The organism is Neisseria sp. HMSC065D04 (genome assembly GCF_001815675.1).
In the GTDB taxonomy this organism is placed as follows: Bacteria; Pseudomonadota; Gammaproteobacteria; order Burkholderiales; family Neisseriaceae; genus Neisseria.
Genome location: NZ_KV821561.1, coordinates 4,539 through 31,079, shown reverse-complemented (window position 1 = coordinate 31,079; position 26,541 = coordinate 4,539). Strand labels below are relative to the sequence as shown.

General features: G+C 44.8%; 19 protein-coding genes. 1 reads left to right on the top strand and 18 read right to left on the bottom strand.

Annotated elements, in window-relative coordinates:
* The 18 genes from HMPREF3050_RS12850 to tagF all read right to left on the bottom strand — a co-directional run.
* Positions 1–1,801: PAAR-like domain-containing protein (locus HMPREF3050_RS12850; protein WP_070775071.1), on the bottom strand; the 1,801-nt coding region annotated here is incomplete at its 3' end.
* Positions 1,802–1,901: 100 nt separating this feature from the next.
* A complete protein-coding gene (locus HMPREF3050_RS12845; protein WP_141758457.1) occupies positions 1,902–2,417 on the bottom strand; it encodes a hypothetical protein in 516 nt (171 codons plus the stop codon).
* 262 nt (positions 2,418–2,679) lie between these two features.
* A complete protein-coding gene (locus HMPREF3050_RS12840) occupies positions 2,680–3,816 on the bottom strand; it encodes a DUF2169 family type VI secretion system accessory protein (protein ID WP_070775067.1) in 1,137 nt (378 codons plus the stop codon).
* Between the two features lie 12 nt (positions 3,817–3,828).
* Positions 3,829–6,171 carry a type VI secretion system Vgr family protein gene (gene tssI, locus HMPREF3050_RS12835; protein ID WP_003780333.1) on the bottom strand — a complete coding sequence of 781 codons (2,343 nt, stop codon included), beginning with the start codon at positions 6,169–6,171 and terminating at the stop codon, positions 3,829–3,831.
* A 72-nt stretch (positions 6,172–6,243) separates the two neighbouring features.
* Positions 6,244–9,801 (bottom strand): type VI secretion system membrane subunit TssM, encoded by a 3,558-nt coding sequence (gene tssM / locus HMPREF3050_RS12830; protein WP_070775065.1) that lies wholly within the window; start codon positions 9,799–9,801, stop codon positions 6,244–6,246.
* Positions 9,802–9,832: 31 nt separating this feature from the next.
* Positions 9,833–11,098 (bottom strand): type VI secretion system protein TssL, long form, encoded by a 1,266-nt coding sequence (gene tssL / locus HMPREF3050_RS12825; protein ID WP_070775063.1) that lies wholly within the window; start codon positions 11,096–11,098, stop codon positions 9,833–9,835.
* 24 nt (positions 11,099–11,122) lie between these two features.
* Positions 11,123–12,466, bottom strand: a complete 1,344-nt coding sequence (tssK, locus tag HMPREF3050_RS12820) for a type VI secretion system baseplate subunit TssK (RefSeq protein ID WP_003761746.1) — start codon at positions 12,464–12,466, stop codon at positions 11,123–11,125.
* A 26-nt stretch (positions 12,467–12,492) separates the two neighbouring features.
* Positions 12,493–13,119, bottom strand: coding sequence for a type VI secretion system lipoprotein TssJ (tssJ, locus tag HMPREF3050_RS12815; protein WP_070515429.1), 627 nt, complete (start codon positions 13,117–13,119; stop codon positions 12,493–12,495).
* Between the two features lie 144 nt (positions 13,120–13,263).
* Complete coding sequence (tssH, locus tag HMPREF3050_RS12810) at positions 13,264–15,915, bottom strand: type VI secretion system ATPase TssH (RefSeq protein WP_070775061.1); 2,652 nt, start codon at positions 15,913–15,915, stop codon at positions 13,264–13,266.
* 89 nt (positions 15,916–16,004) lie between these two features.
* Positions 16,005–17,045, bottom strand: coding sequence for a type VI secretion system baseplate subunit TssG (gene tssG, locus HMPREF3050_RS12805; RefSeq protein ID WP_003780324.1), 1,041 nt, complete (start codon positions 17,043–17,045; stop codon positions 16,005–16,007).
* The gene (locus HMPREF3050_RS12800; RefSeq protein ID WP_070775059.1) at positions 17,042–19,018 is read right to left on the bottom strand and encodes a type VI secretion system baseplate subunit TssF; all 1,977 of its coding nucleotides are present in this window, start codon (positions 19,016–19,018) and stop codon (positions 17,042–17,044) included. The genes tssG and HMPREF3050_RS12800 overlap by 4 nt, the downstream gene beginning before the upstream one ends.
* The gene (tssE, locus tag HMPREF3050_RS12795) at positions 19,015–19,527 is read right to left on the bottom strand and encodes a type VI secretion system baseplate subunit TssE (protein ID WP_003761733.1); all 513 of its coding nucleotides are present in this window, start codon (positions 19,525–19,527) and stop codon (positions 19,015–19,017) included. Before tssE ends, HMPREF3050_RS12800 begins: the two co-directional genes overlap by 4 nt.
* A 33-nt stretch (positions 19,528–19,560) precedes the next feature.
* Positions 19,561–20,376: a type VI secretion system accessory protein TagJ gene (locus tag HMPREF3050_RS12790; RefSeq protein ID WP_070775057.1), complete on the bottom strand. Its 816-nt coding sequence runs from the start codon at positions 20,374–20,376 to the stop codon at positions 19,561–19,563.
* A gap of 159 nt (positions 20,377–20,535) precedes the next feature.
* On the bottom strand, positions 20,536–21,018 hold the full coding sequence (locus tag HMPREF3050_RS12785) for an Hcp family type VI secretion system effector (protein WP_003761730.1): 483 nt from the start codon (positions 21,016–21,018) through the stop codon (positions 20,536–20,538).
* 88 nt (positions 21,019–21,106) lie between these two features.
* Positions 21,107–22,606 (bottom strand): type VI secretion system contractile sheath large subunit, encoded by a 1,500-nt coding sequence (tssC, locus tag HMPREF3050_RS12780; protein ID WP_003761727.1) that lies wholly within the window; start codon positions 22,604–22,606, stop codon positions 21,107–21,109.
* Positions 22,607–22,639: 33 nt separating this feature from the next.
* A complete protein-coding gene (gene tssB / locus HMPREF3050_RS12775; RefSeq protein ID WP_070775056.1) occupies positions 22,640–23,158 on the bottom strand; it encodes a type VI secretion system contractile sheath small subunit in 519 nt (172 codons plus the stop codon).
* A 68-nt stretch (positions 23,159–23,226) separates the two neighbouring features.
* A complete protein-coding gene (gene tssA / locus HMPREF3050_RS12770; RefSeq protein WP_070775054.1) occupies positions 23,227–24,294 on the bottom strand; it encodes a type VI secretion system protein TssA in 1,068 nt (355 codons plus the stop codon).
* Positions 24,295–24,298: 4 nt separating this feature from the next.
* Positions 24,299–24,850 (bottom strand): type VI secretion system-associated protein TagF, encoded by a 552-nt coding sequence (gene tagF, locus HMPREF3050_RS13970; protein ID WP_094113413.1) that lies wholly within the window; start codon positions 24,848–24,850, stop codon positions 24,299–24,301.
* Positions 24,851–25,391: 541 nt separating this feature from the next.
* Between tagF and HMPREF3050_RS12765 the strand changes: the two genes are divergently transcribed.
* Positions 25,392–26,541: DUF6531 domain-containing protein (locus HMPREF3050_RS12765; RefSeq protein ID WP_246830281.1), on the top strand; the 1,150-nt coding region annotated here is incomplete at its 3' end.

The window sequence follows — 26,541 nt, the reverse complement described above, 5'->3', positions numbered from 1 at the left end:
TGTGCTGTCCCAGCGCATCGGTAATGCGCGCCAGCTGTCCTTCGGGGGTGTAGGCCAGACGGGTTTCGTAACCGGAGCAGTCGGTAATGAGGTCGGGTTGGCGGTTTTCATTGTAGTGATAGGCGGTGCTGCTGCCGTTCGGATCGGTTACCGACAGCAACAGGCCGTTGTCGGCGTATTCGAAACGGGTGGTATGTTTCAGCGGGTCGGTATGGGTCAGCAGGTTGCCCGCTTCGTCGTAGGTATAACCGTCATAACGGCCTTCCGCATCGCTTTTACGGATCAGGCGGTAGCAGTCGTCATAGTCGAAATGCAGGATGGCGCCGTCGGGGCGGACGATGGCCTCCACCTGCCCCTCGTTGCTGTACTGATAGCGGGTAACACGCCCCATCGCATCGGTGTGGCTGAGCAGACGGCCCAAACCGTCGCGTTCCATCAACACGGCGCTGCCGTCGGCAAACACCCGTTTGGTCAACTCGTTGTTGTAGTCGTAATGGTATTGCTCGGTACGACCCAATACGTCGGTTACCTCGGTATAACCGTCGTGATAGGTAAAGCGCCATTCCTCGCCCAAAGAAGTCCAGTTGCGCAACACCTTGCCGGTCGGGGTGTAATGGTCGTATTCGTATTCCGATACCAACCCTGCCGCATCCGTGTGCGACACCATCAGATTGTTTTTATAGCCGAAGCTGCGTTTGACGTTGCCGTCGCGGCCGATGACGCGGACCAAGTCGCCGCTGCCGTTGTATTCGTAGCGGACCAGCGGACTGCCGACCCGGGCCGTTTCGCCGAAGACGGGCAACCCCTCCAGCAGCGACACCGAAAGCAGCCGCATTTTAGGCGACTGTTCATCCGCCACATTGCCGAAGTTCAGCGAGAACACCCGGCCGTTGCCGTCGATGACGTATTGCGGCAGACCGGTCAGCGGATGATAGACGAAACGCTGATGGTTGCCGTTGGCGTCTTCCACCGCCACCAGCGGGAAGAGGGTGGAATCTTCGTCCGAACCGTCTTCCGCCACCACCAAAGGCGCAAAACGCAGCGCTATCGAACCGTCCAGCGAAGCAATGACATAATGCCCGTCCGGATTTTTGCTGAACCAAATCTGTTCGCTCTCGAACAAGACCGGTTCTTCATCGTCTTCATCGACTTCCGGCAGCGGGAACAAACGACCCTGATCGTCGATATAGGCCAATCCCGCCGCATCGCGGATGATGCGTTGGCAGCCGGGTACGCTCCAGCCCTCGCCGAGCCAGCCGGTACCGTCTTGGTCGGAATAATAGCTGCGGCTCCAAACCAGTGGCAGGATGCCTTCAAAGGCAAAGTCGGTTTCATTCTCCAAAAACTTCAACCCGTGAATCGGATTGACCGGGCGGCCGGCACCAGCAGCATTTTTACAGGAAATACAGGGTTTGGGCGGCAGTTTCTTCTTGAATTTGTTGTTCATGTGGAACATATCGCCGGCGCGAATGATGTGGCGCTTGCGGATTTTAACCGAAGAGGAGTGCATCATCGGCCAGGCGGGTTTGGTGGCGGTGCGGGAAAGCACACCCTTGCGGCCCGGCAGGGCGGGTTCGTCACCGGTGGTGCGGTTGGTTTTACTGGCCTTAAAGACGAAGGCGGGCTTGCGGTTGAGGCGGACATCTTTGGCAACGGTTTTGGCGTTGCCCAAGTCGGCGAAGAGCGGGAAGGGGATGGGCGGTGTAACAGGAGGAGCGGGAGGGGGCGCCCAGCAGAAATCGGGGAGGGTACAGATTACATAGAAGTCGCTGTCTTTACGGGCGATTTTATTGAATGCCATGGCGGCTTGCTCCTGTTGGGGATAGGGTCGTCTGAAAGATGGATGAGTGAGAATTTAGGGTTTCAGACGACCTTAATGTTTTATCGGGTTATGTAAGTTATTAATTTAACGGAGTGAGTAAATCAGATAAATCATACTTCCAGTCAAGTAAGTTATATTCCCAATTTGATACTAGACTAGACGTAAGTCTATTATGTTCTGTAATCTTTTGAGAAAGAAAAAATCCAGTATCTAGGTCTTTCCAATAGCATAGTTGCCATTTATTTAATTCTCCCCCATTAATTATATCTTTTATGTATATTTGTGATTTAAAATTTTCTAGAACTTTATTTGAATAACAATAAAAATTTAAAATCTCATCATTAAAATCATCCCCTTTGAATTCATATTCTATCAGATAAAAATTTTCCCAGTTTACATGAAATAAATCTTCCCAAATACTTGCTCCTTTAGGAGTGAGGAAACACCACCCTTCTTTAATTAAGATTAATCCGTCTTTTATCATTGAAGTAAGTTCATTTTCAATATCTTTTATTGTAATGTTCATCAAGTAAGTTGGTGTATTGAAAAATTCTTTCCAATCTTTTCTTATAAAATCAGAGTATTTGGTTTGCATCAACTATAGGGAATCCAATATAAAATACCTGGTAATTTTTGATATATAAAGTGATTTCATGGAATCATTCTAAATAGAGTTTTTCTAAATAGAGTTTTTGAAATAATGCTCATTACTTTCTTACTCTATAGTCCAGAGAAACCTATATGGGTATATTTATAAAGTTCCTCCGCATTCATGATATTGTCGTCTTTCTTGGGGATGAGGTCGTCTGAAAGCTGGGTGAATGAGGGTTTAGGGTTTCAGACGACCTATGTGTGGTTTATACGTGTGCTGCCAAAGATGGCGGGATTGGGATAAATTCATCCTGCGAATCCCGACAAGCTTGGGCGGCTGCGATTTGGTCTGCCCGTTCGTGTCGGGCGATGAATCTGAGCTGGCATGCCGCAATTTCCAGTTCCTCCGGAAAAGATGTGCGGTAGCTGCAATCGATGCGGCGTTGTTCTACATCGACGAGGATGGTGTCCAATACCATATCTTTGCACAGTGACGAGTTGGTTGCCGTATGGGCGTGGACGAACACGGTTTCTACCGGCAAATCAACGGTAAATCGTTGGTTGGGTGCTTGGAAGGAATGCACCATGCCGGTAAAGGTCAGTTCGTAAATATGGTTGGGTTTCAGATGGGGAAGCTGCAACGAGGGATGGGCGCCGTTCCAATAAGCCATAGAAAAATCTTCAGGCAGTAGCGGGGCGCGGTTGGCTATCCATTGCGCATCGGCAGTGCCGGTATGTTTGGCTCGCAGTGCGAAATAACGGGGCATAAAGCCGAAGCCTTCGGGCGCGGCTTTATCGGACGGATCTCGCACGGGGTGTGCGGGGTCGTAGATTTGATGCGCTTTCAGCGTCCGCTTGAACCCGTTTTTTTTGAGTTCGGCCTTCGGATAGTAGCCGATACCGATGGCGTTCTGCTGATAGCCTGTGTGGTCGTCTTCGACTGCGCTGCCGCCAAAGGCAAACTCATAGCGGATAGGCAGGGAAAGGATGGGGTCGGGTTCGCTCAAAGACCATCCTGCCGCCTCCCGCACCCAGTAACGTTCCCCCGTAAGCGCCAGGCTTTTTTGGTAATCGCCGATACTTACAGATACGGTAAATTGCCGAGAGGGGACATCGTCGGGTGCATAGGCGGTGGCATTGACGACCAAGTCGGTTTTGGGCTTGTAGAGGCTGAAGTCGCTTTCAAACTGAGTTGAGGTTTGCGAAGGATCGCCGTAATAGGTATCGGCAAACGTGAGCGGCGTTTGCTTACGGGCAAACGAAAGCTTCGTTTTTCCTGTTTCCGGGTCAATTTCAAACTCGTAGCTGACTTTGGCGACGACTACATCATAAGCCCGATCTGTTTGGTCGATGTTTTTAAACTGCTGCGTATGAAAGCAGGTAAAGTTCTGCAACTCAAACATGGCGTATCTTCTCTAGTTGATATCGACTTTTTTGCCGTCGATGTCCACTACTTTGGTGCCGACGATCTTGATCGTTTTGCTGACGATGCTGATTTTGTTTTTATCAATCAAAATCATGGAACTACCGACTTGTATGGTAATTTTCTTGCCTGCGGACAGGGTGATGTTTCGACCTGCGTTGAGGCCGATGTTCATACCGGCGTTGAGCCCCATCACCAAGCCGACGCTATGCATTTCTGCACCGACGACATTGGTCATCCAGCCTGCCCCGACGTTCAGCATATAGCCGGCACCGATGTTGGTCATCTGTCCGATGCCGACATTGTTCATACCGTTCAGGCTGACGGTTTCCTGTTTGTTGCCGCCGATACTGCTGACTTCGTTGGCAACAACGGTCTTGTTGCGGTTTGCACCGACGGTCAGCGCTTGGTTTTTGCCGACAGCAACGTTCTGATCTTGTCCGACAGTCAACGCTTGGCTCTGACCTATGCCTACTTTTTCGTTCAAGCCAACAGAACGGCTGCGATTTTTACCCACATTGACGCTTTGGTCTTTACCTACGCTGGTACTTTGGTTGTCACCCACACTAATGCTTTGGTTTTGGGTAATGCTGGAGGTCTCGTTTTGACCCACCGATTTTGTGCGGTTTTGGGTAATCGAAGCCGTTTCGTTTTTTTGGACGGTTTTCGCCCGATCGCCTACTACCGTAACCGTTTCGTTGTTACCGATTGTGGTGGTGCGGTCGTTGTTGACGTTGCGGGTTTCGTTATTTTTAACCAGGGAGGTTAGGTCTTTTTGCGCTTGGAAATTGACCATCTCGGAACCGGCAGTATCGTTGAACATCAATTCGTTGAAGTTGGACAACGGCGAATTGAAACTCTTGCTTTTGATACCGGACTGCTTGGCCGCGGCAGGAAAGCCCCATGGCGGCGACATTGCGCTGTTGTACAGACGACCTAATACAATCGGCCGGTCGGCATCGCCGTTGATGAAGTCAACCAGCACTTCTTCACCGATACGCGGTGTGTTGATAGAGCCGTATCCTGCTCCGGCAGAACCTTGCGTTACCCGAACCCAGTTGGAGCTGTTTTCATCCATTTTGCCGTAGCGGTCCCAATGGAATTGGACTTTAATATCGCCATACTCGTTGGTATAAACCTCTTCTCCGGCAGGACCTGTTACCGTAGCCGCCTGTGTACCCAATACTTTGGGTTTCGGCGTTTTAAGGGGAGGGCGGTATGGGTAGGATTTGGGCAATACGCGGAACGAAATTCTGAATTTGCCGATACGGTCGCCGGTAGTATAGCCGGCTTCTTCAAAATCATAATCTGCTTTCAGAATGGTGTATTCGGTATTGGATGAGGAATGCGGGTGTTTGCTCAGGGTAAACGTATAACCCGGAGCTACTGTCAAGGCAGTACCCGAACCGGTAATGATCTTGGTTTGGCTTTTCAGATCTTCACTGCGTACCTGACTGTAATTTTGTGCTTCGGATACATCGCTAAAGCCGGTATAAAAATCATAATGTTCCATAGGAACAGAACTGAAATCGTGAACCGAATCAGAAGATTTCATTGGGACTTTGGCGTTTTTATAGTTGTATTCTTGAGTCACGAACTGACTGGATTTCAAGGCATCACGTTCCTCCCAAACATCGATATAGGCGATGTTGGGTGCACCAGGCGCAGTATTTTTGGAATGGTAAGGAATGTTGGGAGAAGGGATGGCTTCTAGAGTACCGACATCATCAGCGATAACGAGCTCGTGCGAACCGTTGCTGTGGGTAAAATAATAGTAGATACCTTCCTGTTCAAACAGGCGGTTTAGGAAATTAAAACTGTTTTCCTGATATTGGACACAAAATCCTCTGGTACGATAGCCTTTTTGGCATTTTACCTGGAAGGGAAAGCCGAACGGCGACAAGACTTCATTGGCAATATCCAGAACGGACTTGTCGACAAATACCCTGCTGTCCGTATTTTGGGTGAGATACCACATAAACGGACGGGCTGTACAGGTGTAGGCATGATAGTCTTCTTCGTCTTCATCTTCGCCAATGTAACCGAAGTCGGTAACCAAACCGTTCAGATAGCGCGGGCTGCCTGCTTCTGTGTCAATTTCCAATGTTATAGGCTGACCGATAATATCCTTGCCTTGTAAATTGGAATCTTTGGAAACCAAAGTAATATTAAATTCAAAAAGGTTGGAAACAAATTCTGTTCCAAGCATTTTTTTGAATAAAAGTTGTGATCCCAAAGGTGTATGAGCAACGACTGTTCTATTCATTTCGGGAAATTCCTTGTTGACATTAAAAACCAATTTCGCTTGAGTGTCGGTTTTTCTATTTTCAATCATGCATAGGGTTGCGGCAGCAGCATGTTGGAATGAGCGGTTTCAGACGACCTGCTTACATTCTCATTATGACCATCAAACGCACTGAAAATTCCTTAATTTGTTTAAATTAAAGGGATTGAAGGCTGTGGAAGTAGTAAATTCAAGTACAACGTTTTTGCCTTGGATGTTGTATTCGACAACGGTAGTGTTTCCTGTCTGGCGAATGATTTTCCCTTTTTCAATCAGGCGGAATATTGACCATGGTCCGGTTGAACTGATACCCGCACTATTGATTTGAGGGGAGGAAATATCTATTTTTGCCAAGGCGTTTTCTTCTTTTGAAGGCCAAGTAAAGGTTGCAGGATTGACTGGACCGTGACTGTATACATAGCTTTTCCCTGCATAAGAAACATTCACACTTTCCAAGCTGGAGTCAAGAATCAAGACTTTGACTGTAAAGTCAAAAGTGGGTGTTTCCGAGCCTTTGTCAAAATATCCTTGTCGGATTGCCGCTATGTTGTTCAGTCTGGAAAAACGGTCTTTAAATGCGCTGTTTTTAGCAGTCAAGGTTTCCAGTTTTTCTGAACGTGCCAATACGGCGGCTTCACCTGATAAATTGGTAAACTTGCTGTACATGCCGTTTGGACCAAATATGTTGGTGAAGCTTTCTAAGGCAACATTGTTTTCAGAACCTCTGTCAAAAGGGTAACCCTGTTCGTGTATTTCTTGGCAACTGTTTGTTACGGTTGCCAACTGTTTTTCCAAGGTTGACATGAGCTTTTCATCAACAATTTTGTCGGTGTTTTTCAAAATAATCTCAGAAAAGCTGTCTAACATTGGGCGGAAGGGCATAGGAAGACGGTTTACTTCAGCTTTGTATTTCACAAACGGATCATCAGGAGGCAAATCTACCCCTTTTTCGACTGCGACATTAACGGCAACCAAATAAACGTACAAATCATTAATGGCTTCAGTAACGCTGTTAATAGCCGGAGGTTGATCATTTGTGGTTTCAGTTAAACTATGGAAATCCGCAAAAGCATCATCAACGGGAGTGGCCAGTTTTAAAGCAGACAATTCATTTTTTACATTAGCCTCTCCTTCAGCATCTAGGAGCTTTGATAGTCCTGCTCTATTTAACCAGTCGGCAATTTTACTGTCTGCTTTATCCGTTATCTTTTTATCAATGGTAAGCGTCGTATTGTCGCTGATACCTTTGATGATATTGACTAAAGGAGAATTTTTCTCTGATAGAAGCTTGGCAATCTGAATACTTTCTCGAGATGACTTGGGCGTAACCAATGACAAATCAGACAAATAGTTATTCCATGCCTTGATGTAATTGCCGAAATAAAGCCTTTGAGCATCTGAAAGAACAGAAGCTTTGCTTTGGCTTTGTGATGCATAACTACCCAATACCCAGTTGTCTTCATTAAAAAACTGTTCTGCCGATTTGACCATAGTAGGTAAGACTTTGGTAATGTAAGCCTCTTTGGTATAAATGAAGTTAATCGGTTCTTTTAAAGCTCCGCCGGTTTTGCGACGAAACAATAAGTGACTTTGTACGCCGCCCATGCTTGAAAAAGAAACAGGTGTGATTCCTTCTTTGCCTGAGATAGCGACTGTGTTGATGGTATCTTCCAGTACCATAGTGGCAATATCTCTTTGTGCAATTTCCTGCCTGCGGCGTTCTACCAATTCTTCATCATAGGGTACGCTGGGAGTAATGCTTTGTTTGGAGAGTATTTGGTTTAAAGCTTTCTCAAGAGATTTTTTCTGTTGCTCACTCATACCTGAAGATTCTGCTTTAGACAAATTAGTCATCAGCCAATTTTGCATAAAAGCGGCATCAAAATGTTCTTTGTCGTACATCATCAGATAAGCTTTTAAAGCATTGTAACCATTGATGCCGTCTGAGCCGCTGGTTGTACGCAGAAGTTCATCTAATTTAAAACTGATTAACGGCATCACATTGTCTTGAAGGATTCTCCGGTAGGCAGATTCCCCAACGTCTTCCATTTGTCCGCCTTGATAAAGGCCCATACGATAGCTGAGGGGAGGGGAGGACAGATCGGGAATCTCTCTACTGCTGGTTGTATCTTTGACATGTTCTGCAAATGTTACTGCTTTAAGTAGGTCGGGGGCTTCTGTGTATTTCTTCGCCTCTTGACCCAGTTTGGTTGCTTTATCGCCAACCTGCTCAAGATATGAGCGATTATTCGAATAACTGTTCAGCATCATGGCTAAGCAGGCAGCGACTATGGTGACAATAGCTCCAATGCCTAACCAATAGAGCATTTGTTTTTTGACAAACCAAGATTTATTTTCTCCTGCCAGGTTTGCTTCACTAAGGATGACATCAGAGAACAGTCTGTGCAGGAAAAAGCTTCGCTCGTTGTTTTGAGTTTTGGTTCGATCCGAATCCAAGTATTTTTTCGATAATTGGAAATCGTTTTGCAAGCCATCCAAGATGGGATTGAAATGTTGTCCCGTTTGGGTGCCACTTGAGAAATAAACACCTCTCCACGAGATAGGTTGCTCAAATTTTGAAGATTTAGATAATTCTTTAAATAGGGAAAGCACCGCCTGATTAAGACGTTCAAATTCTTCAGGAAAAGCAAAAGCCGCTGCTTTATCTTCAGAAGATTCCAATTGATGGATGGTGCCCAACATAGAAGAGCGCAGTTTATCAACAACTTCCGATAAAGCATTGGAAGCAGTGGCAATTGGAGTTTCCATTCCTTCGGTATCAGAAAGAGAAATACCCAAATATTGGTTTCTTTGTTCTTCCGTCAGATGATCGAAGAATTTGTCAAAACCATGCAGCAAATCCAGTTTGGTTATCATAAGATAAACAGGGAAATGTATACCTAATTTGGTATGCATTTCGTGGATTCTTTTGCGAAGTTCTGCAGAAATTTCGGTAATATTGGTTTTACCGCCTAAAAGGTCGTCCACTCCTACGGTAACTACTACACCGTTGATAGGTTGTTTGGGGCGGTAGCGCTTCAGTAGGGATACAAATTCCTCCCAGTCGCTGGAGTCTTTATTGCTGTGGTTGTCATGTAAAGACAATCTGCCTGCAGTATCGAGAAGTACGATTTCATCGGATAAAAACCAATCGCAATCGCGTGTTCCTGCCAAGCCGCTTACAGATGTTCCTAGAGTGCTTTCTAGAGGGAAGTTGAGACCAGAGCGTTTTAATGCTGTTGTTTTACCAGAACCGGCAGCACCTAAAACAACGTACCACGGCATTTGATAAAGATATTGCCCCTCTTCCAATCTTGCCAATAAACTATTTTTAGATCTGGAAAATTTTGCGTTTTTCAGTACTTTATCCATTTCGGCAAACTGACGGCTCATTGAGCTGACATCGCTTGCATTTTTTAAAATGGGTTCTTGTGCTGCACGAATTTCCTTCAGTAAGGCAGCGTTTCGACGTGATTCACGATATTGGCGAAATATGGCTTTAGCCAACCAAATGCCGATAATGGCCGCACACACGGCAAAGCGAATGGTCTTGTTTGCTAAAGGACGGATTTCACCTATGGAAATCAGTGGACCGATAAACCATACCAATATAATCAGACCGGTGATACCCAGCATTACCCATAGGGAACGGGAGCCTAGAAAATAAAGAATTTTTTTCATATTTGTTTTTCCGTATCAATCCAATTTCAGATTATTGATGTGTACTTACATCACTGCTTGGCTGAGTAGTGGAAGTATTGGTTTTTACTTCTACTGCACTACCCAGTTTGGGGCCGGTTCCAGTTGTGAATAGGGTGATTTCAACCCTTCGGTTTTTGGCTCTATTTTCCAAAGTATCATTTGGAGCAACAGGATCGGTCGAACCACGTCCCTCTGAACGAATACGAGCTCCGCCATTTTTGATGTAATTCAATAAAATTTCTTTTACTGCATCTGCACGAGCTTGAGAGAGATGCCAGTTAGATGGGAAGTTCAAGCTCTGAATGGGCTGATTGTCAGTATATCCGGTCACTACGATTTGCCCTTCTACGCTATCCAAAGCTTGGCTGACTCTTGCCAAAACAGGGTAATATTGGTCTTGAATTTGTGCAGAACCAGACTCAAATAGACCGTCACCCAAAATAGTGACTGTACTTCTATCTTGAAAGTCTTCTACAGAGACTAGCTTTCTAGCAATTTCATTTTCCAATAAAGGACGTAGTCGGACAGTACTTTGTGTTTCTTTCTGTTTAGCCGTAACAGAAGGGAGTTTGAGATTGTTAACTTTTGTACTGGCGACATCAAAGTCATCACCTAAAGACCATTGCATTGCAAAATAGCCCACCCCCAAGACGACTGCCCCTAAAACACCTACAACCCATAAAGGAATAGAAAGCCTTTGTTTTCGTTGGATAGTATTTGTGATTATTGGATTGTGTTTGAAAAGATCGGCAGTTTGATCCGGTCGTTTACTATGAATTAAGGCGAGCAAATCTCTTTTAATTTTGTCGATTTCGAGTTCGCCGCTATTCAACACTTGATATTTACCTTTGTAGCCAAACTGCAAACACAAGTACATAAACTCTAATAAATCAATATTTTTATCCGGATCCTGTTTCAAATTTTGAATAATCTCAAAAAAACGTTCCCCGCCCCATGTTTCGTCATAAAAAGATACCAACAGACTGTTTTTTGACCAGGTTTCATCTGCCCAGCCTGCACGAACAGCCAATTCATCTACGAATGTACATAGACAGTATTTTGCAGCTTGGATAGCGTCGTATCTTGCTCCATTTTTTTCAGCATTTTCTTCAAAATTATTGATTAAGAGAGAAAATTTGTTGATTAAACTGTCCGTAGACAATTGACTGGTAGTCTGCTGCATCGCATTGACTAAGATAAAAACCGGTTTGGCCGCCTCAATCAACGGGTTATAAATATTTGCGGTGCTGTGAGCAGCATTATTCTGGTTATCCATAATGAAATTCCAAATTGAACCAAATTAACTTAAAGACTTGATTGCCCAAAATTCAACATCTAAATTCGGAAAATTACCGGCTAAATGGAAGGCCATGCCTGATGAAGTATCAAACATGTCCCACAGCTCGTGCTTTTTGTCCAATTCAAAATAGACATAACCGCTGTGGTATGGCAATTCTCGGGGCGCTACAGATAAAGCATGAACCCTGATTCCAGGTAGATGGTAAGCAACCAATTCTTTTACTTTCTCCACAGTACCTATTTTTACTACGCTCGGAATTTTTTGGCGCAATGCTTCGTTCGGCATATCGGCTTTGATAGCAAGGACAAACGAGGCTTTATCCAATAGGCTTTGATCTGGTGTTTGAGCAACGCGAGTGGCTTCATCACGCATATCCAGCGGAATCCTAATCGCGCGTTGTTCAAGAACGATGGATAAGGATTTACGCAGATTGAAAAACAATTTGCCAAAGCATGAGGCTAGGTCATTATGCTCATAGACAGGGATATCGCCTACTTTGCGAGAAGGCAGGAAGGTCATTAAATCAGCACATAGTTTGGATAAATTAATGAATAATTGTTCAGGGTGCGTTTGTCGTGCCCCTTCATTTTCATGATGCAAATATGCCAAATAACGATTAATGGTTTGAAGCATCATGAAATCCATAACTTCAACAGAGCCGCCGGTATTAGGATCGTTCACTGCATTGGCCAGACTATTGCTTTTTTGCATCAATAAACCATAAATTTCTGAAATATAAGCTTTCAGGTGTGGTTGTTTTTGGCTTCCGAGGCAAGGCGGGATATATGATTCATCTAAAATAATTTCAAAGTCTGCAGAGCTGGATCGGATAAGTGCAATGGGCAGGGCAGTTTGTCCACTGGTTAAGTCATTTTCTAAAACCAACATCGGATTAAGATCTGCCAGTGTTACTTGGCGACCATCTAATTCAGTATTTGTAGTGTCTGCTAGAGTTTTATTAAAGGCTTTGTAGCGACATGAGTCTGAAGAGTCCTGATCTGGGAAATAAATTTCATTATTTACAGAAGAAGGCAGGGTAACGGCAAGGCAGATTTTGGTGTCTTTAATATTTGCAGGGACTTTTAAACTCAAATTTTCAAGCTGTTTTTGAGAGAATAAAAATACAGAACCATCAGGAAAAACACCTTCTGCTTCATTAATACCGATTACCCCCCGTTTGAGGCCGTCTGAATTTAATACCAGCGAAGAGAATCCCCAAAAATGACCCTCTTGAGAAACGGCTAATTGGCGTAGACCGGATTCAAGGTAACGTTCAAATTGTTGGAAATGTTGAGGGGTAATAAAGATACCCTCCGACCAAACTACTTTTGCTTCTATTGCCATGCCTTTTATCCTTAATCTTTTAGTTATTATTTTTCTTCACGGAAAACGCCTTTACTAAGGTCATTGCCGTATTTACGAGTTTTTCCATTTTCTTTAATTTTTTTATCGTCAGGGTGTCGTTCTTTATATTCTTTCAACAAGTCCTTCATTTCTGACTTTGATAACTGGGTTAATTTATTTTTGCCGACATTTACATAGAAATAATGTTTGCCAAATTGATACCATCGTTTCTTCTGCTTCAATAATACCAATTGCCATTGACTGTTATCCAAATCTCGATAACTTGCGACTACACCTAGATATTTCAGGTGGGAATCCATTTTGATTGGCAATATGGTAACCGTATCGGGATGCAGCATGAATTGGTTTTGCTGAATTAATTTATCACCTAAATTTTCTTTGGCGTTGTTGGTAAGTTCAAAATAGTTTGATTTTTTGAACTCCCCGTCAGAAGACAACTGATATAAATCCAATCTGATGGGAGAAGGTTGGCCAACTATATTAGGATTCGCATCAGGGGAAACTATGATTTGTACATCAATTTTTTCTCCGCTCTCATCAGATTCTTTAGGCGGTTTATGGTCGGAAGCACATGAGCTCACCATTAAGGATATCATTAAGAATGATATATATTTTATTAGTTGTTTATGCATTTTAAATTGCCTTCAAGTCCATCAATATTGATTACGTCTGACAACAAATACTTCAATCAGTCATGCAATATATGACTACTGGAGAAATAAATAGGTTCGTTATAATTAATTAGAAAGACTAAATTTTTTTAATATTTTCTAAAATTATAAAGTATTTTTCTTGCGAGGTTTATATTTATATTGATAAGTAAAGTCATGGTTACTTGCATCAATATTTACACTTAAAACTTGTTTGCCTTGAGTTGCACAAGTAAGCAGTTCGCGACTGATTTGCGGTAAAACTGTATTGGTCAGAATCGCATCAATCATGCGGCCACCTGACTCAACTTCTGTGCAGCGCGAAGTAATCAGCTTGAGCACTTCTGGCGTGTAGTGAAGGTCGATACCGTGGTTATCTTTAATTCGGTCTACGATACGACCTAATTGCAATTCCACAATTTTTGAGAGCATATCGTCGGATAACGGATAGTAGGGAATCACCTGCATGCGGCCTAGTAGTGCGGCAGGGAAAGTTTTCAACATGGGAGCACGCAAGGCTTTGGTTAAACCTTCCGGAGTAGGCAGCATTTCAGGGTCATCACACATATCCATAATCAAATCCGTACCTACATTAGTAGTCAGGATAATGATGGTATTTTTGAAATCGATATAACGGCCTTCACCATCTTCCATCCAACCTTTGTCGAATACTTGGAAAAAGATTTCATGCACATCCGGATGTGCTTTTTCTACTTCATCAAGCAAGATGACGCTATAAGGTTTACGTCGCACGGCTTCGGTCAGTACACCGCCTTCACCATAACCGACATAGCCCGGAGGCGCACCTTTTAGGGTGGATACGGTATGAGCTTCCTGATATTCGCTCATATTGATGGTAATTACGTTTTGTTCACCGCCGTACAATGTATCGGCTAGAGCCAATGCTGTTTCGGTTTTACCCACGCCTGAAGGGCCTGCCAACATGAAAACACCGATAGGTTTGTTGGGGTTATCCAGATTCGCGCGTGATGTTTGGATACGACGGGCGATTGCATCCAAACCGTGACGTTGACCAATGATACGTTTGTTTAAAGTATCGGCAAGTTGCAAGACCGCCTCAACTTCATCTTTCATCATTTTGCCGACGGGAATGCCTGTCCAGTCTGCTACAACGTCAGCAACGGTGCGGCTGTCCACTAAGGGCATAACCAGCGGTTGGATGCCTTGCAGTTTTTTCAGTTTGTTAACCAACTCTTTTTGGCGGGTATGCAGCTGCTTGGTTTCTTTCTCAGCCGTTCCTTCTTCCGCTTGCATGATTTGTTCACGTACTTCTAACAGCTCAGTAACCAAGTCTGCTTCAGATTTCCATCTGTCTTCTAATTTTTTCAGACGACCTTCGACTTCAGTTAATTCTTTGCCAATATTGGTTATCCGTGTTTCAGAATCGAAACTGAGTTTTTTCTCACGTTCCAAATTTGCTTGTTCAAGTTTTAATGCCTCGGATTTCTTCCGTAAAAATTCAATACTGCCGGGAACAGCATGCTGGCTGACAGCAACACGCGCGCAAGCGGTATCAATCAAACCGACAGCTTTATCGGGAAGTTGGCGTGCAGGTATGTAGCGATGGGAAAGTTTTACGGCTGCCTGAATTGCTTCATCGAGAATAATCACGTTATGGTGTTTTTCCAAAGAAGCGTTTAATGCTCTAAGCATGTTGATGGCTTTGTTTTCGTCGGGCTCATCCACTTGCACCACTTGGAAACGGCGGGTCAGGGCAGGGTCTTTCTCAAAGTATTTTTTGTACTCTGCCCATGTTGTCGCACCGATAGTACGCAGTTTGCCTCGGGCGAGCGCAGGTTTGAGCAGGTTGGCTGCATCGCCTGTACCGGCTGCACCGCCGGCGCCAATTAAGGTATGGATTTCGTCGATAAAGAGCACAATTGGGGTCGGGCTGGATTCCACTTCGTCCATAACCGCTCTAAGGCGTGATTCAAATTCTCCGCTGACGCTGGCACCGGCTTTGAGCAAACCGATATCCAGCAGGATTAATTGAACGTCTTTCAATCCGGGCGGAACATCTCCGGCCGCCAGACGTAATGCCAATGCTTCGACGACGGCTGTCTTACCGACACCAGCTTCGCCTGTCAGAATCGGATTGTTTTGACGGCGGCGCATTAGGATGTCAATCATTTGCCTGATTTCGGCATCGCGACCTGTCAGGGGATCTATTTCGCCATTTTTAGCTTTTTCAGTGAGATTGCTGCCGTATTTGGCCAAGGCACTTTCTTTGTGAGTAGCGTTAGGCTCCGAAGATAAGGCATTTTGGGTAACATCAAGATTTTCTTCAGAGTTTGCAGTAATAGCGATGATATTGTTCGCCAATGTTTCAGGTTTGATTTTGAGGAATTCGGATGAAATATTGGCCAAAATGCTCTGCAAAGTCTTATTTTCAAGCATGGTGTAGAAAATATGAGCAGTACGGATTTTGTCGGTACCGAATTTGAGCGAGCTGTATGTCCAAGTTTGCTCGACAAGGGTTTGGATATGTTCGGAAAAATCGATAACGGCAGTAGAACCGGCAGGAAGTTTTTCAACCGCTGTCAATACATCTTTTCGGACTCTGGCTTCGTCTAAATTAAAACTGTTTATCAGGCAGAAGATATCGGTTTTATCGGTTTGCAGCAGAGAATGAAGCCAGTGAACCAACTCAACGTAGCTGTTTTCACGAAGACGGCAGAAGGTGTAGGCATTTTCCAGAGTTTTATACAAGGTGGTATTCAACTTGCCAAATAATACGCTGCGGCTGATGTTTGACATGATGTGTCCTTAATTAAGTTATTCCAAGTATGTCTAAAAATAGTTTGAAAGAAGCTTTTCCCGACAAAGGGGTCGTCTGAAAAAGCTGTTTAATGGTTGCTAACGATCAAGTCTTCGGCATCACGGGAAACATTCCCCAGCCAAGTTGTTAAGCCGAGTTGTGTTTGTCCGCCTAAGTCCATGAGCGGTACTTCTTTTTGCATTAAAACAGGCTGTATATCCCATTCATATTCATCTGCGGCAAACAACCTTACCCACTCCCGTAGGCGGGTGGTATTGATACCGTCTTTGAAGAATGATCGGTAAGCGGGTAGGGTAAGCGGACCGATAATAATGCGGAATTTGCTTTGAACATCGTAAAGCTTGTCGCCCAGCAGCAGGCCATCTCCCAGCGTATAGTTACCCATGATGCCGATTTGTGTTTTTTCTTCCGCAACCTCAACCCAATACCCAACATTGGTTTGAATGGTAACGGGGACTTTGAAATAACGGTTGAGTAATTGCTGGAGATTGGCTGCCGAACGGCTTTGCTTCATCAGCAGGCCGGCAAAATAACGCTTGGCAAATTCGTGGATTAAGCCTTTGTTATGTATGGCCGGTGTATCCAGCCCATTAAAGCTGGCGATATATTTCCCGAAACGGTCTTCAGCATTTTTATCTAAAGAAATAATGCTCTGAGCGTTGGCCCATGCCCGATAGAACAAGACAGCCAGACGGTGTTGCAACATATTGGCAAAACCGGTCCATGTCCGGTCGCCGTGTTGGTGTTGACGCTCATAGGCATATTCGGTCAAATGCAGGGGCAGGGGGCCGGATGGGCCAAACAAACCGAATCCATTAATGGAAATTTCCACATAACGCGGCGATAAGGCAACCGATTGGATGTTGCGGGGAGCAAAAATAAGCGATGGCTCTTGGCGAATCCTTATTTTTTCCATTTTCGGGCTGACGGCCTTACCCAATAATTTCCCGCCGGTAACAAATTTGACGGACTCAAGCTGGCGCAAGAGTGAAAAATAATCGTATTTATAGGGCTGAGAGGCAACTTTGTTTAAAAAGCCCGTCAGTTTTTCATCCCAGGTATCGTCCAATGCGTCGCCAAAATCTGTTTGAGCGTTAACCGGACTCATACGATTACCCTCTCTCCAACAGCAGTCGGCCAAGTAGCCATATGTCCTTGTTGGAGCGTGTCAATTTGAAGCTGTATGAATGAGTTAATCGACACCAAACGTTGGAAGTAATGGTTCAAAACCGAGCCGAACAGGAAGGGATGGATACCGCCCAATTGCGCTTCATCCAGTGTAACCGTGATTTTGATGCCTCGAACAGGTGCTGCAACTCCGTAATGACGGACTACCTTGTTCACAATGGAGGTCTCAATGCGTGTGATCGATTCAATCTGTTTTTTCAGCAAATCATTTTCAGAAGAAACAAACACCATTAAAAGCTCTTTTAAGGTGACGGGTGCATCTTCCTGATCGATGTTTAATAATGACAGATAGTTTAAGCTTAATTGGTTTAAAAACGACCAAAGCGTTCGATCCTCACTCACAGCCGCTTGAGGACGTGTTAACTTAGAAATCAGCTTAATAGAGTTAACCGGCAGGAAACCTTCAATCAGGAAATCGGACTCTCCGTCACGCGGCATCATCAGCGGTAAATCCCTACTGGTACACCAGGCATCTACGGAAAGATGCTGTATGCCGGAATTGAAAGCGTAATCCCGATTGTCGGCAAGAGACAAAAATACTTCGCTGCCCAAGTAGGAAGAACGGAAGCCGTTTTTGACAGAATTTTCCGATGGGACTCTGTCTGCACGCCGTGCTGAAAAATAAGCATGCTGAGTTTGGGCTTCGGGGAAGAGCCCCATATCCGGCGCTTTATACATCGGTGAAAATGCAACAGTTTGACGGTTGTTGGTGTCAAAACCTTTTACTTGTTCGATGGCGTAGATTTCATAATTTAAAGGTTGTGTACGGTCGATGATGACGTGGTGTTCCTGGTCTTGGATGTTTACAGGGAAGCGGGAGCTTTTTTTTCTGAAAAGGTTTACCACAGGCACCGCATTGACGGAAAAATCCTCTACACCGATCAATTCTGTCAATTCAGGTATTTTGTTGCTGAATAAAAATGAAAGACTGAAATAACGTTTGCGGTAGGTAATGATTTTTTTATTGACACCCTTATCGTTTACGATTTCTTCCAAATGTTCGGGTACTTTGGGCAAATGTCCGTCATTCTCAGCCTGACGGACAGCCTGTTTGATATCTTTTTGAGCGACAAACAGGAATTTTTCCGGCAGGCGCGCGTATTCCTGCATAATCCGGAATGCGCTGACGGATTTGTCCAAATTAAACGATAAGGCTTCATCTTCCCGAAATCCCCGATGTTCCGGTTTGGAGGACAACGGGTAATACCATTGTTTGGGGTTCTCATAACTGTGGCAAACGACGCCCACGCATTCGGAGGCCAGTAAAAACAGCAGTGCAGATGACTTAGAAAGTTCCGTACCTAAAAACACAGACAATTCATCCGGCAACATTTCCGAACATGCGCCAGGTACGCTGAGTGAGAAGTCCAAACGCAAGGCAGATTGCACTTTTTTCCCGGCAGATGCCTTGAGCGCGGAAAGCGTACTTGGTAAATAGCCGAGCGAATCGGTATATTTGGCTTTTTCTATGCGTAAAGGTAGGATTTCAGTGGTTTTGGTTACGGAAAACGGGCAACTTACCTTGAATTCGTCGATGGGTAATGAGCGCAATACTCTGCCACGTTCCAGTAGATTGATCACGTCGGCGTTGTATTGACCGGTAGGTTCCAAATTGACAATAGCTGCTGCCGGTTTCTGATTGATGAAGTCGGGGTAAACGACTTCCAAGATTCTTTGTACGAAACGGGGATATTCCGCATCCAGCTTGAGTTGGGTGCGGGCAGTGAGAAAGCTTACACCTTCCAATAGCCTTTCGACATAAGGGTCGGGGATGTCGGTTGTATCCAGTGCCAATCGGGAGGCGATTTTGGGATATTGCTGTGCAAATTCCCTGCCCATTTCCTTCAGGAAGGTCAGTTCTTTATTGTAGTAAGACAATAATTTGTTATTCAAGACCTATTTCCCCCATCTAACAAGTCAAACAACCCGGTCTCAACATCCATACTGGTTCGTAGCAGGAACTCTTTGGGATAAGGATTGAGTTTCAGGTAACCTTTGACTTCAATAATAAGTTTGTTGTGTAAAGCATCGTCATCATCGTCTACGGTATTCACGATAACTTGCAGGGTTTTGCTTTCAAGGCGTGGTTCGAAATCGATGATGGCTTGTTTGATGTTTTGTTCTACATCCTGCCATTCTATGTCGGAGAAATTCACTCCCGACAGGGGTGGAATGCCGTAATTGAGTGTGGACGAGCGCACGTTAACAGGCAGATCTTTCTCCATGGTTTCCGCTTGCATGTTGCAGGTATTCAGCAGGTAAAGAATATCGCGCAGCACTGCCTGCCGATATTGGTCAAGATTGATGACCTGATCGGGGCGTGCCTCTTTTTTTTTGCGCGGCTCTTCATCTGTCAGTCTGTCAAACAAAGAAGGCAGCAGTTGGTTTCTGAATTGCGACATGATTGATTGCGGTAGTCGGAGGATGGATAAGGTTTAACGCTGTTGTCCGAATTTAATATTGCGAATATCCAAGAGACCAAAATCATGGCTGTCGGTATACAGGTTTTTTTGACCCATGCCTGTAAAGAGCTGTTCAGCTACTTCTATCCAGTTTGTTTGCGAACAGTTCATCAACATATCCGACCATTCGGTTTCTGCATCCGGCAAAACGGCATAGCGGGCAGGACTGGTACATTGGATACATTCGCCGTCGGTAAATTTGATTTCAGACGACCTCCAGATGATGTCGAGCAACGAGCTTGGTGCTTTGAAAGCTATACTTTCAATAGAGTCCCAAGTTTGCCAATAGTAGTGGCCTTGATAGAAGAATTCATAAACAAAAGCAGTACGTACGTCGCCATCCATAATCCAGTTGCTGTCGGTTTCGGCAACCGATTTATCTGCCAGAAGATAAGTGATGTGCGCCGGCGTACCGTCGATACAGTCGGATAAGGCTTCGTAGTCGGCAGTGAGGGCAGAGCTTTTTTTCTCTGCAACATGAGCAACTAAAGAGAGTTGTTTTTGAAGAATATCGAGTTTGCTTGCGTGCTGTTCCAGAGTTTTGGGTTTTTGCTGTGTTTCCAAGACTGCTTGACGACGCATTTCGGCAGAAATGTTTTCAATAAGGTAGAGCATCAGAGGCTTTTGAGTATCGGGAAACAGTTTTTGGTATTGCCCGATTTGCTTTAAAGCCTGTTCCCATTTGGCACTCAGACAGAGGTATTGAATCAATGCCAAACGGTGTTCCTGATTGTCAGGATTTGAACGTACAAGCTCAATCATGTCCGTTAATTTAGTCTTCAAATCCATCCCAGCAACTCCTTATTTATTTGTATAAAGGGTGTAATAGTTGAAACCCGATTAACTTTTCAGGAGGACGGAGGTCGTCTGAAAAGTAAATTTATTGTAATAAAGCCTGACTTAAAACGCCTTTTAAGCCAGGCTTCTGCAGTTAAATGCGCATAGTGGTTATGCGGATTTGTTTTCTTTGATGTTGAAGGCCATTTGAACTTCAGCGCCTTTAGAACCTTTATCGGTTTGTTCCCAATATTGGTTTTTCACTTTGGCAGCTTGGAAGGAATAACGCATTTTCAGCGCATCGTTGTCTTGTACACCGATGAATTTCACGCCGGTTACCAAGACATCTTCCAAAGTAGTGCGCGAATATTCGATCTGTTCGCCACCGGCTTTGCATACGGAAATTTCTACTTTGCTCAAGTGTTGGCCGGTAGCACAGTTTTTCAGAATGGTCGGAGCGGCTTTATCAATAGCGGCAACTACGGTCAAGTCATTGAAATTGACTTTACCAGCACCACCGCCACCACCGCTGGTCATCGAACCGGGTTGCTCGGCACCCCAGTCAAAACTTTCGATGTTGGTCCAGTCTTTGTGGTTGGAATCTTTTGATTCGCCGTTAACACCTTCAACTTTCATGAACATATCAATAGCCATGTTTTCACTCTCCTTGTTAAAAGGTTAAAAAAATTAAGGGATTTAACAACAGGGCATGAGCATGCCCACCTAAATAAACCAAACCCGACTATTCCTGTTTAGCCGAAGGCAGTTTGGAAACTAAGCGCAATGAAACAGTAAGGCCTTCGAGTTGGTAGTGCGGACGCAGGAAGAATTTGGAAGTGTAATATCCGGGATTGTCTTCAACTTCTTCCACAACCACTTCAGCAGCGGCCAACGGTTTACGGGCTTTTGTTTCTTGAGTGGAGTTAATCGGGTCTCCATCTACATAATTCATAATCCATTCGTTTAACCAGCGTTCCATGTCTTCACGCTCGCGGAACGAACCGACTTTGTCGCGTACGATACATTTCAGATAGTGCGCGAAACGACAGCACGCAAACAGGTAAGGCAGACGCGCAGACAAACGGGCGTTGGCGGTAGCATCCGGATCATAATATTCAGACGGTTTATGCAGCGATTGAGCACCAATAAACGCGGCCAAGTCGGTATTTTTACGGTGAATCAACGGCATGAATCCCAATGCTGCCAATTCGGCCTCGCGGCGGTCACTGATGGCGATTTCGGTTGGACATTTCATATCCACGCCGCCGTCATCCGTCGGGAATGTGTGGCAGGGAAGGTTTTCAACGATACCGCCGGACTCAACGCCACGGATAGAGGTACACCAACCATAATATTTAAATGAACGGTTAATATTTACCGCCATTGCATAAGCCGCATTGGCCCATGTGTATTTATTGTGATCCGCGCCTTCTGTTTCTTCCTCGAAGTCAAACTCATCGACAGGATTTGTCGTGGCACCATAAGGCAGACGGGATAAGAAACGTGGCAGGGCCAAACCGATATAACGCGAATCTTCGGAATCACGCAGGCTGCGCCATGGGGCATATTCGGCATTTTGGAAAATTTTGCTCAAATCACGAGGATTGGCTAACTCTTGCCAAGATTCCATTTGCATCAGTTTGGGGGATGCGCCGGCGATGAACGGACAGTGTGCGGCAGCGGCAATTTTTTCAAGACTATTGAGCATTTCTACATCGGGTGCAGAGTGATCAAAATAGTAGTCGCCAATCAAACAGCCGAAAGGCTCGCCACCAAACTGGCCGTATTCTTCTTCATAAATACGTTTGAATAGGGGGCTTTGGTCCCAAGCGGTGCCTTTGAAGCGTTTTAAGTTGCGGGCAACTTCTTTTTTGGAGATGGGCAATACTTTGATTTTCAACAAAGTATCGGTTTCGGTATTGGTAACCAAATGATGCAGGCCGCGCCATTCGCCTTCCAGTTTTTGGAAATCTTCATGATGCAAAATCAAATTGATCTGTTCGGAAAGTTTTCTGTCGATCTCTGCAATAATCGCTTCGATGGTTTGATATGTGTCGTCTGAAATAGTAATGGCGTTTTGCAAAGCTTGCTGTGCCAGTGTCGCTACAGCATTATTGACAGCACTTTTGGCTTCTTCAGTTTTGGGTTTGAATTCTTTTTGCAGCAGCTGTTCAAATTCATTTGCAGCAAACACACTTTTCGCGCCGCTGTCCCCTTGGATGTCTAATTGCTTTTCAGTCATGATTCACGCTCACTTTATTGATTTCATCTGAAATTACTGCTCGTCTTTGGTTGTTGCTTTAGGTGCGGCTGCAAGGCTTTTCAGCAGCTCGCTGTCTCCCAAGACTTTTCCGATTAATTCTTCAGCACCGCTCTTACCATCCATATATGAAAGCAGGTTGGCAAGCTCTGTACGCGCTTGTAGGAGTTCGTTTAAAGGATTTACTTTTTTTGCTATTGCTGCCGGAGAGAAATCATCCATGCTTTCCAATTCAAGCTCTACATTCAAGTTGCCTTCCCCGGTAAGCGTGTTTTTGACATTAAATGCGACACGCGGTTTGAGGGCCTTCATGCGTTCATCGAAATTATCTACATCAATTTCCAAAAATTTACGTTCGGCCAATTCAGGTAACGGCTCTACGGGTTTACCGACCAAATCGGCCATCACACCCATAACGAATGGAAGCTCAATTTTTTTCTCAGAACCGTAAAGTTCTACATCGTACTCAATCTGTACGCGAGGTGCCCGGTTGCGGGCAATAAATTTTTGTCCGGATGATTTGTTTCGTGACATATTCAATGACCTTTAAATGATAAAAGTTGTTTATTTAAACGAACTTTAAATATTGCGGATAGACTAGCTTATTCGTTGGAAGTTCCCGTTTCTTCGTCCTGCTTCCCGATCAAAACTTCCAGATTGGCAATACTTTCAGGACTGATATCTTTCATGATGTCGTAGAAGTTCATATTCATTTGCCGCTGTACCCTGCGGATAAATAACGGGGCAGGGTGGCTGGGTTCAAGCGTTTCAAAGTAAATGCAGATTTTTTCCAAAGCCAAATCGACATCAGCCCGATTTTTGATATTCAGACGACGCCATGCATCCGCTTCTTGAAGGGTTGATTGCTCTTGAGCAACGGTCGAAACGGGCGTTTCAGCGGGTTGTTCTGTTTGTTCAGCCTGTTGCAGCTGCGGGGTACTTCCATCGTTGTAATTGATGGCTTTGTGGATCAGGGTAAGCGGTTTTTGAATCACTTCAAAATTGAGTGAGTGTTCGTCTTGCAGCTGGGTCGAGAAAGTGTTTTGAATATCTTTCAGATGGTCTAATGCCTGGATTAAGGCAATCAATTCCGGTTTGCCGGTATCGGCACTTACCCTGATATCGAGCATCAAACGTTCTTTGCCGCCCGGATAGCTTTGCGGGTCATTGCCTTGCAAGACAGAAACTGCTTCTTTAACGGTAATAGGCTGTTGGGTCAGCCCGTTTACTAATAATTTGGCTGAAAATACTTCTTTAGCGATGCCGTCATGCGTAGTGAATGCACTTAGCGCATTGATTCGATAAAACGGGTCGGGTTCGCCGTCTTCATCTTCGAGCTTGGGATATAGGGATTTCCAATACAAATCCACATTGGTTTTGATGGCTTCACAACCGGCGCAAAAGCCAACCAGGCCATGTTTTGCAGTGAGCGCCTGTGTGTAATAGGACAAAACATGAAGGTCTTTCGATTCAGCCAGCAATTGATTGCACAGCTTCTCTACTGTTGCCCAATCAGGCTCTTCAGCAGGGATGATGGTGTCGCCATATTGTCTTTCCGGTTTCCCTTCTGCAGCGCTTTGAAGCTCTAAAAAGCGACTGTCGTATTCAATATTTACCCCTTCGGGGGTGTCGGCGGAAATAGGTTCTGCCCATAAGGGAAATGTATTCATCTATTTATAATCCAAATATTTTATTGAACAGAGAGCAGGTGGGCTCTCCGTCTCTTTCTATATGGTAACCGCTTTCGCAGTCCAGCCAAAAGCTGCCAATGTTATCTGATTTAGATAAAAAATTAAGGAAAGGCTCGGGTAACGGATGGTCAGACTTATAAAGTGTACCTAAACAATTTGTTATAATACATTTACCATTTATTAATGTTTGGTTAAAAAAATCTATGTTTTGAGAGAAAAAATTAATAGATTTTAACTGTTCTGGAGGGGAATAAGGTTTTTGGAACAGTACAAAAGGATATTGTCGACCTGTTTGGTCTGAGCTGAGTGCCGTTAGCCCAATATAGGTAATGCTATCAGGCAGTTTAATGCAAAACAGCCAAATCCGCGATACAGAAAGCGTCTTTCGGGTAAACGGAATGAGTTTGTCTTGGTTGTTGCAACGATCAAACCATCCATCCCAAAAGTTTTTATCATTAGATTGGAGATTTTCAGAAACAATAAAATCACGAGACTGATTTAGTTTTCCGAAAAAGTAGATTTCGCTTTGCTGCATAAATAACAATCACATAATGTAAAATTAACAAATGATAAAGTTACTTAAGGTATCGATTATGCTTAGCTATGAGTTATGTCCGCCATAGCCACCGTATATATACTTTACCATAATTTTGGTTTATGTATTAATATATTTTTTTCCTTATTAAAAGAATAACTAAAGTAATATTTGTATGATAATGAAGTATTTGTGGAACATTTTTTATTATTTTAGTGTCTTACTTTACAATTTATTTGCAGTTTGTTGTTTGTTATAATCTTCGCGTTGTGTCATGCTATTTTCAAAATATAGTGGATTAAATTAAACCAGGACGGCGTTACCTCGCCTTAGCTCAAAGAGAACGATTCTCTAAGGTGCTGAAGCACCAAGTGAATCGGTTCCGTACTATCTGTACTGTCTGCGGCTTCACCGCCTTGTCCTGATTTAAATTTAATCCACTATATATTCAAAAGCGATTTTGATCCAAACTTGTAAATCTGTAAGCAACTTAGGTTTTCCATTTCAATATCAATAGAATCTCGACGGAGGGAGTAAACCCATGGCCTCTTTCGGTAATACTTTCGGTATTCTCATCCCCAAACCTGAAGCACCAGCCATGGTGTCTCAAGGCTCTGCTAATCCACCTGAGCCGCTGACCAATGCAGCCGGCCCGGTGGATGTGATAGAGATGGTTGCCGATGTTGCTTCCACTGCCCTTTCCATAGTTGCGCCTGATTCTGCTGCAGCCGATGCAGTTGATGCTATATCCGAACTGGTTTCCCTTGCGTCCATGATACCCGGTCAGCCGGGCCCCAAGCCGCCTTCCCGTAAAATGGTCAGTGGTTTTAGCGGCGGCATGGGCATGGGCTTCGATGGCGGGGTAGTTACCTCGGGTCATGGCCACTGTATTCCTTGTAAGGTAGCTGCTGCTATCGGTAACCCCGTAAACGCAGTGCTCGGTATCAAAGTCCTATTTGACGATACCGAGACCGACTTTGCCTTCGATTCCCCGCTTCCCCTTGTTTGGCAGCGCAGCTACTATTCCGACCAAATAGGCAACGGCTGGCTGGGACAGGGGTGGTCGCTGCCGTTCTCCATGCGTCTTGTCCGGACTGCCGACGGTTTCCTTTATATTGATGAGCAGGGCAGGGAAATTTCGTTGCCGGATATCAGCGACGAAGCGGACGAGCCTTATTCCGCAGCCGACGACGATGAAGACGATTTATATGAAGAAGAGGCTGCCCCAAGACCTGCTTCCGCCGAAGAAGATCCCTACGGTCTGGATGACGCCTATTTTGATCCTTACGAACAAATCTTCTTTTCACAGATTTCAGACGACCTCTACCAAATCGCCTCCCCCGACGGCGGCGTACGGCTGCTGTTCGCCGAAGTCGATTCCGGCTGCGGCATTTTCCAACTGGTCGCCCAACTTGACCGTAACGGCCGCCATATCCGCCTCTGCTACGACGACAACGGTCTGCCGCACAGCATTTACGACGGCAGCGGCCGACACTTCCAGCCCGTATTCTCCTCCATCCGTCTGCACGACAACGATCCCGACTTCGACCCGGCCGGAGAACGGGACGTCTTCGTTTCCGAAGACGAACGTTTCTACGTTAACCGCCTCACCTCCGTCACCTTCAACGGCAAGGAACTGGTGCGCTACGACTATGACGGCTACGGCGATTTGACCGCCGTTTACGGACGCG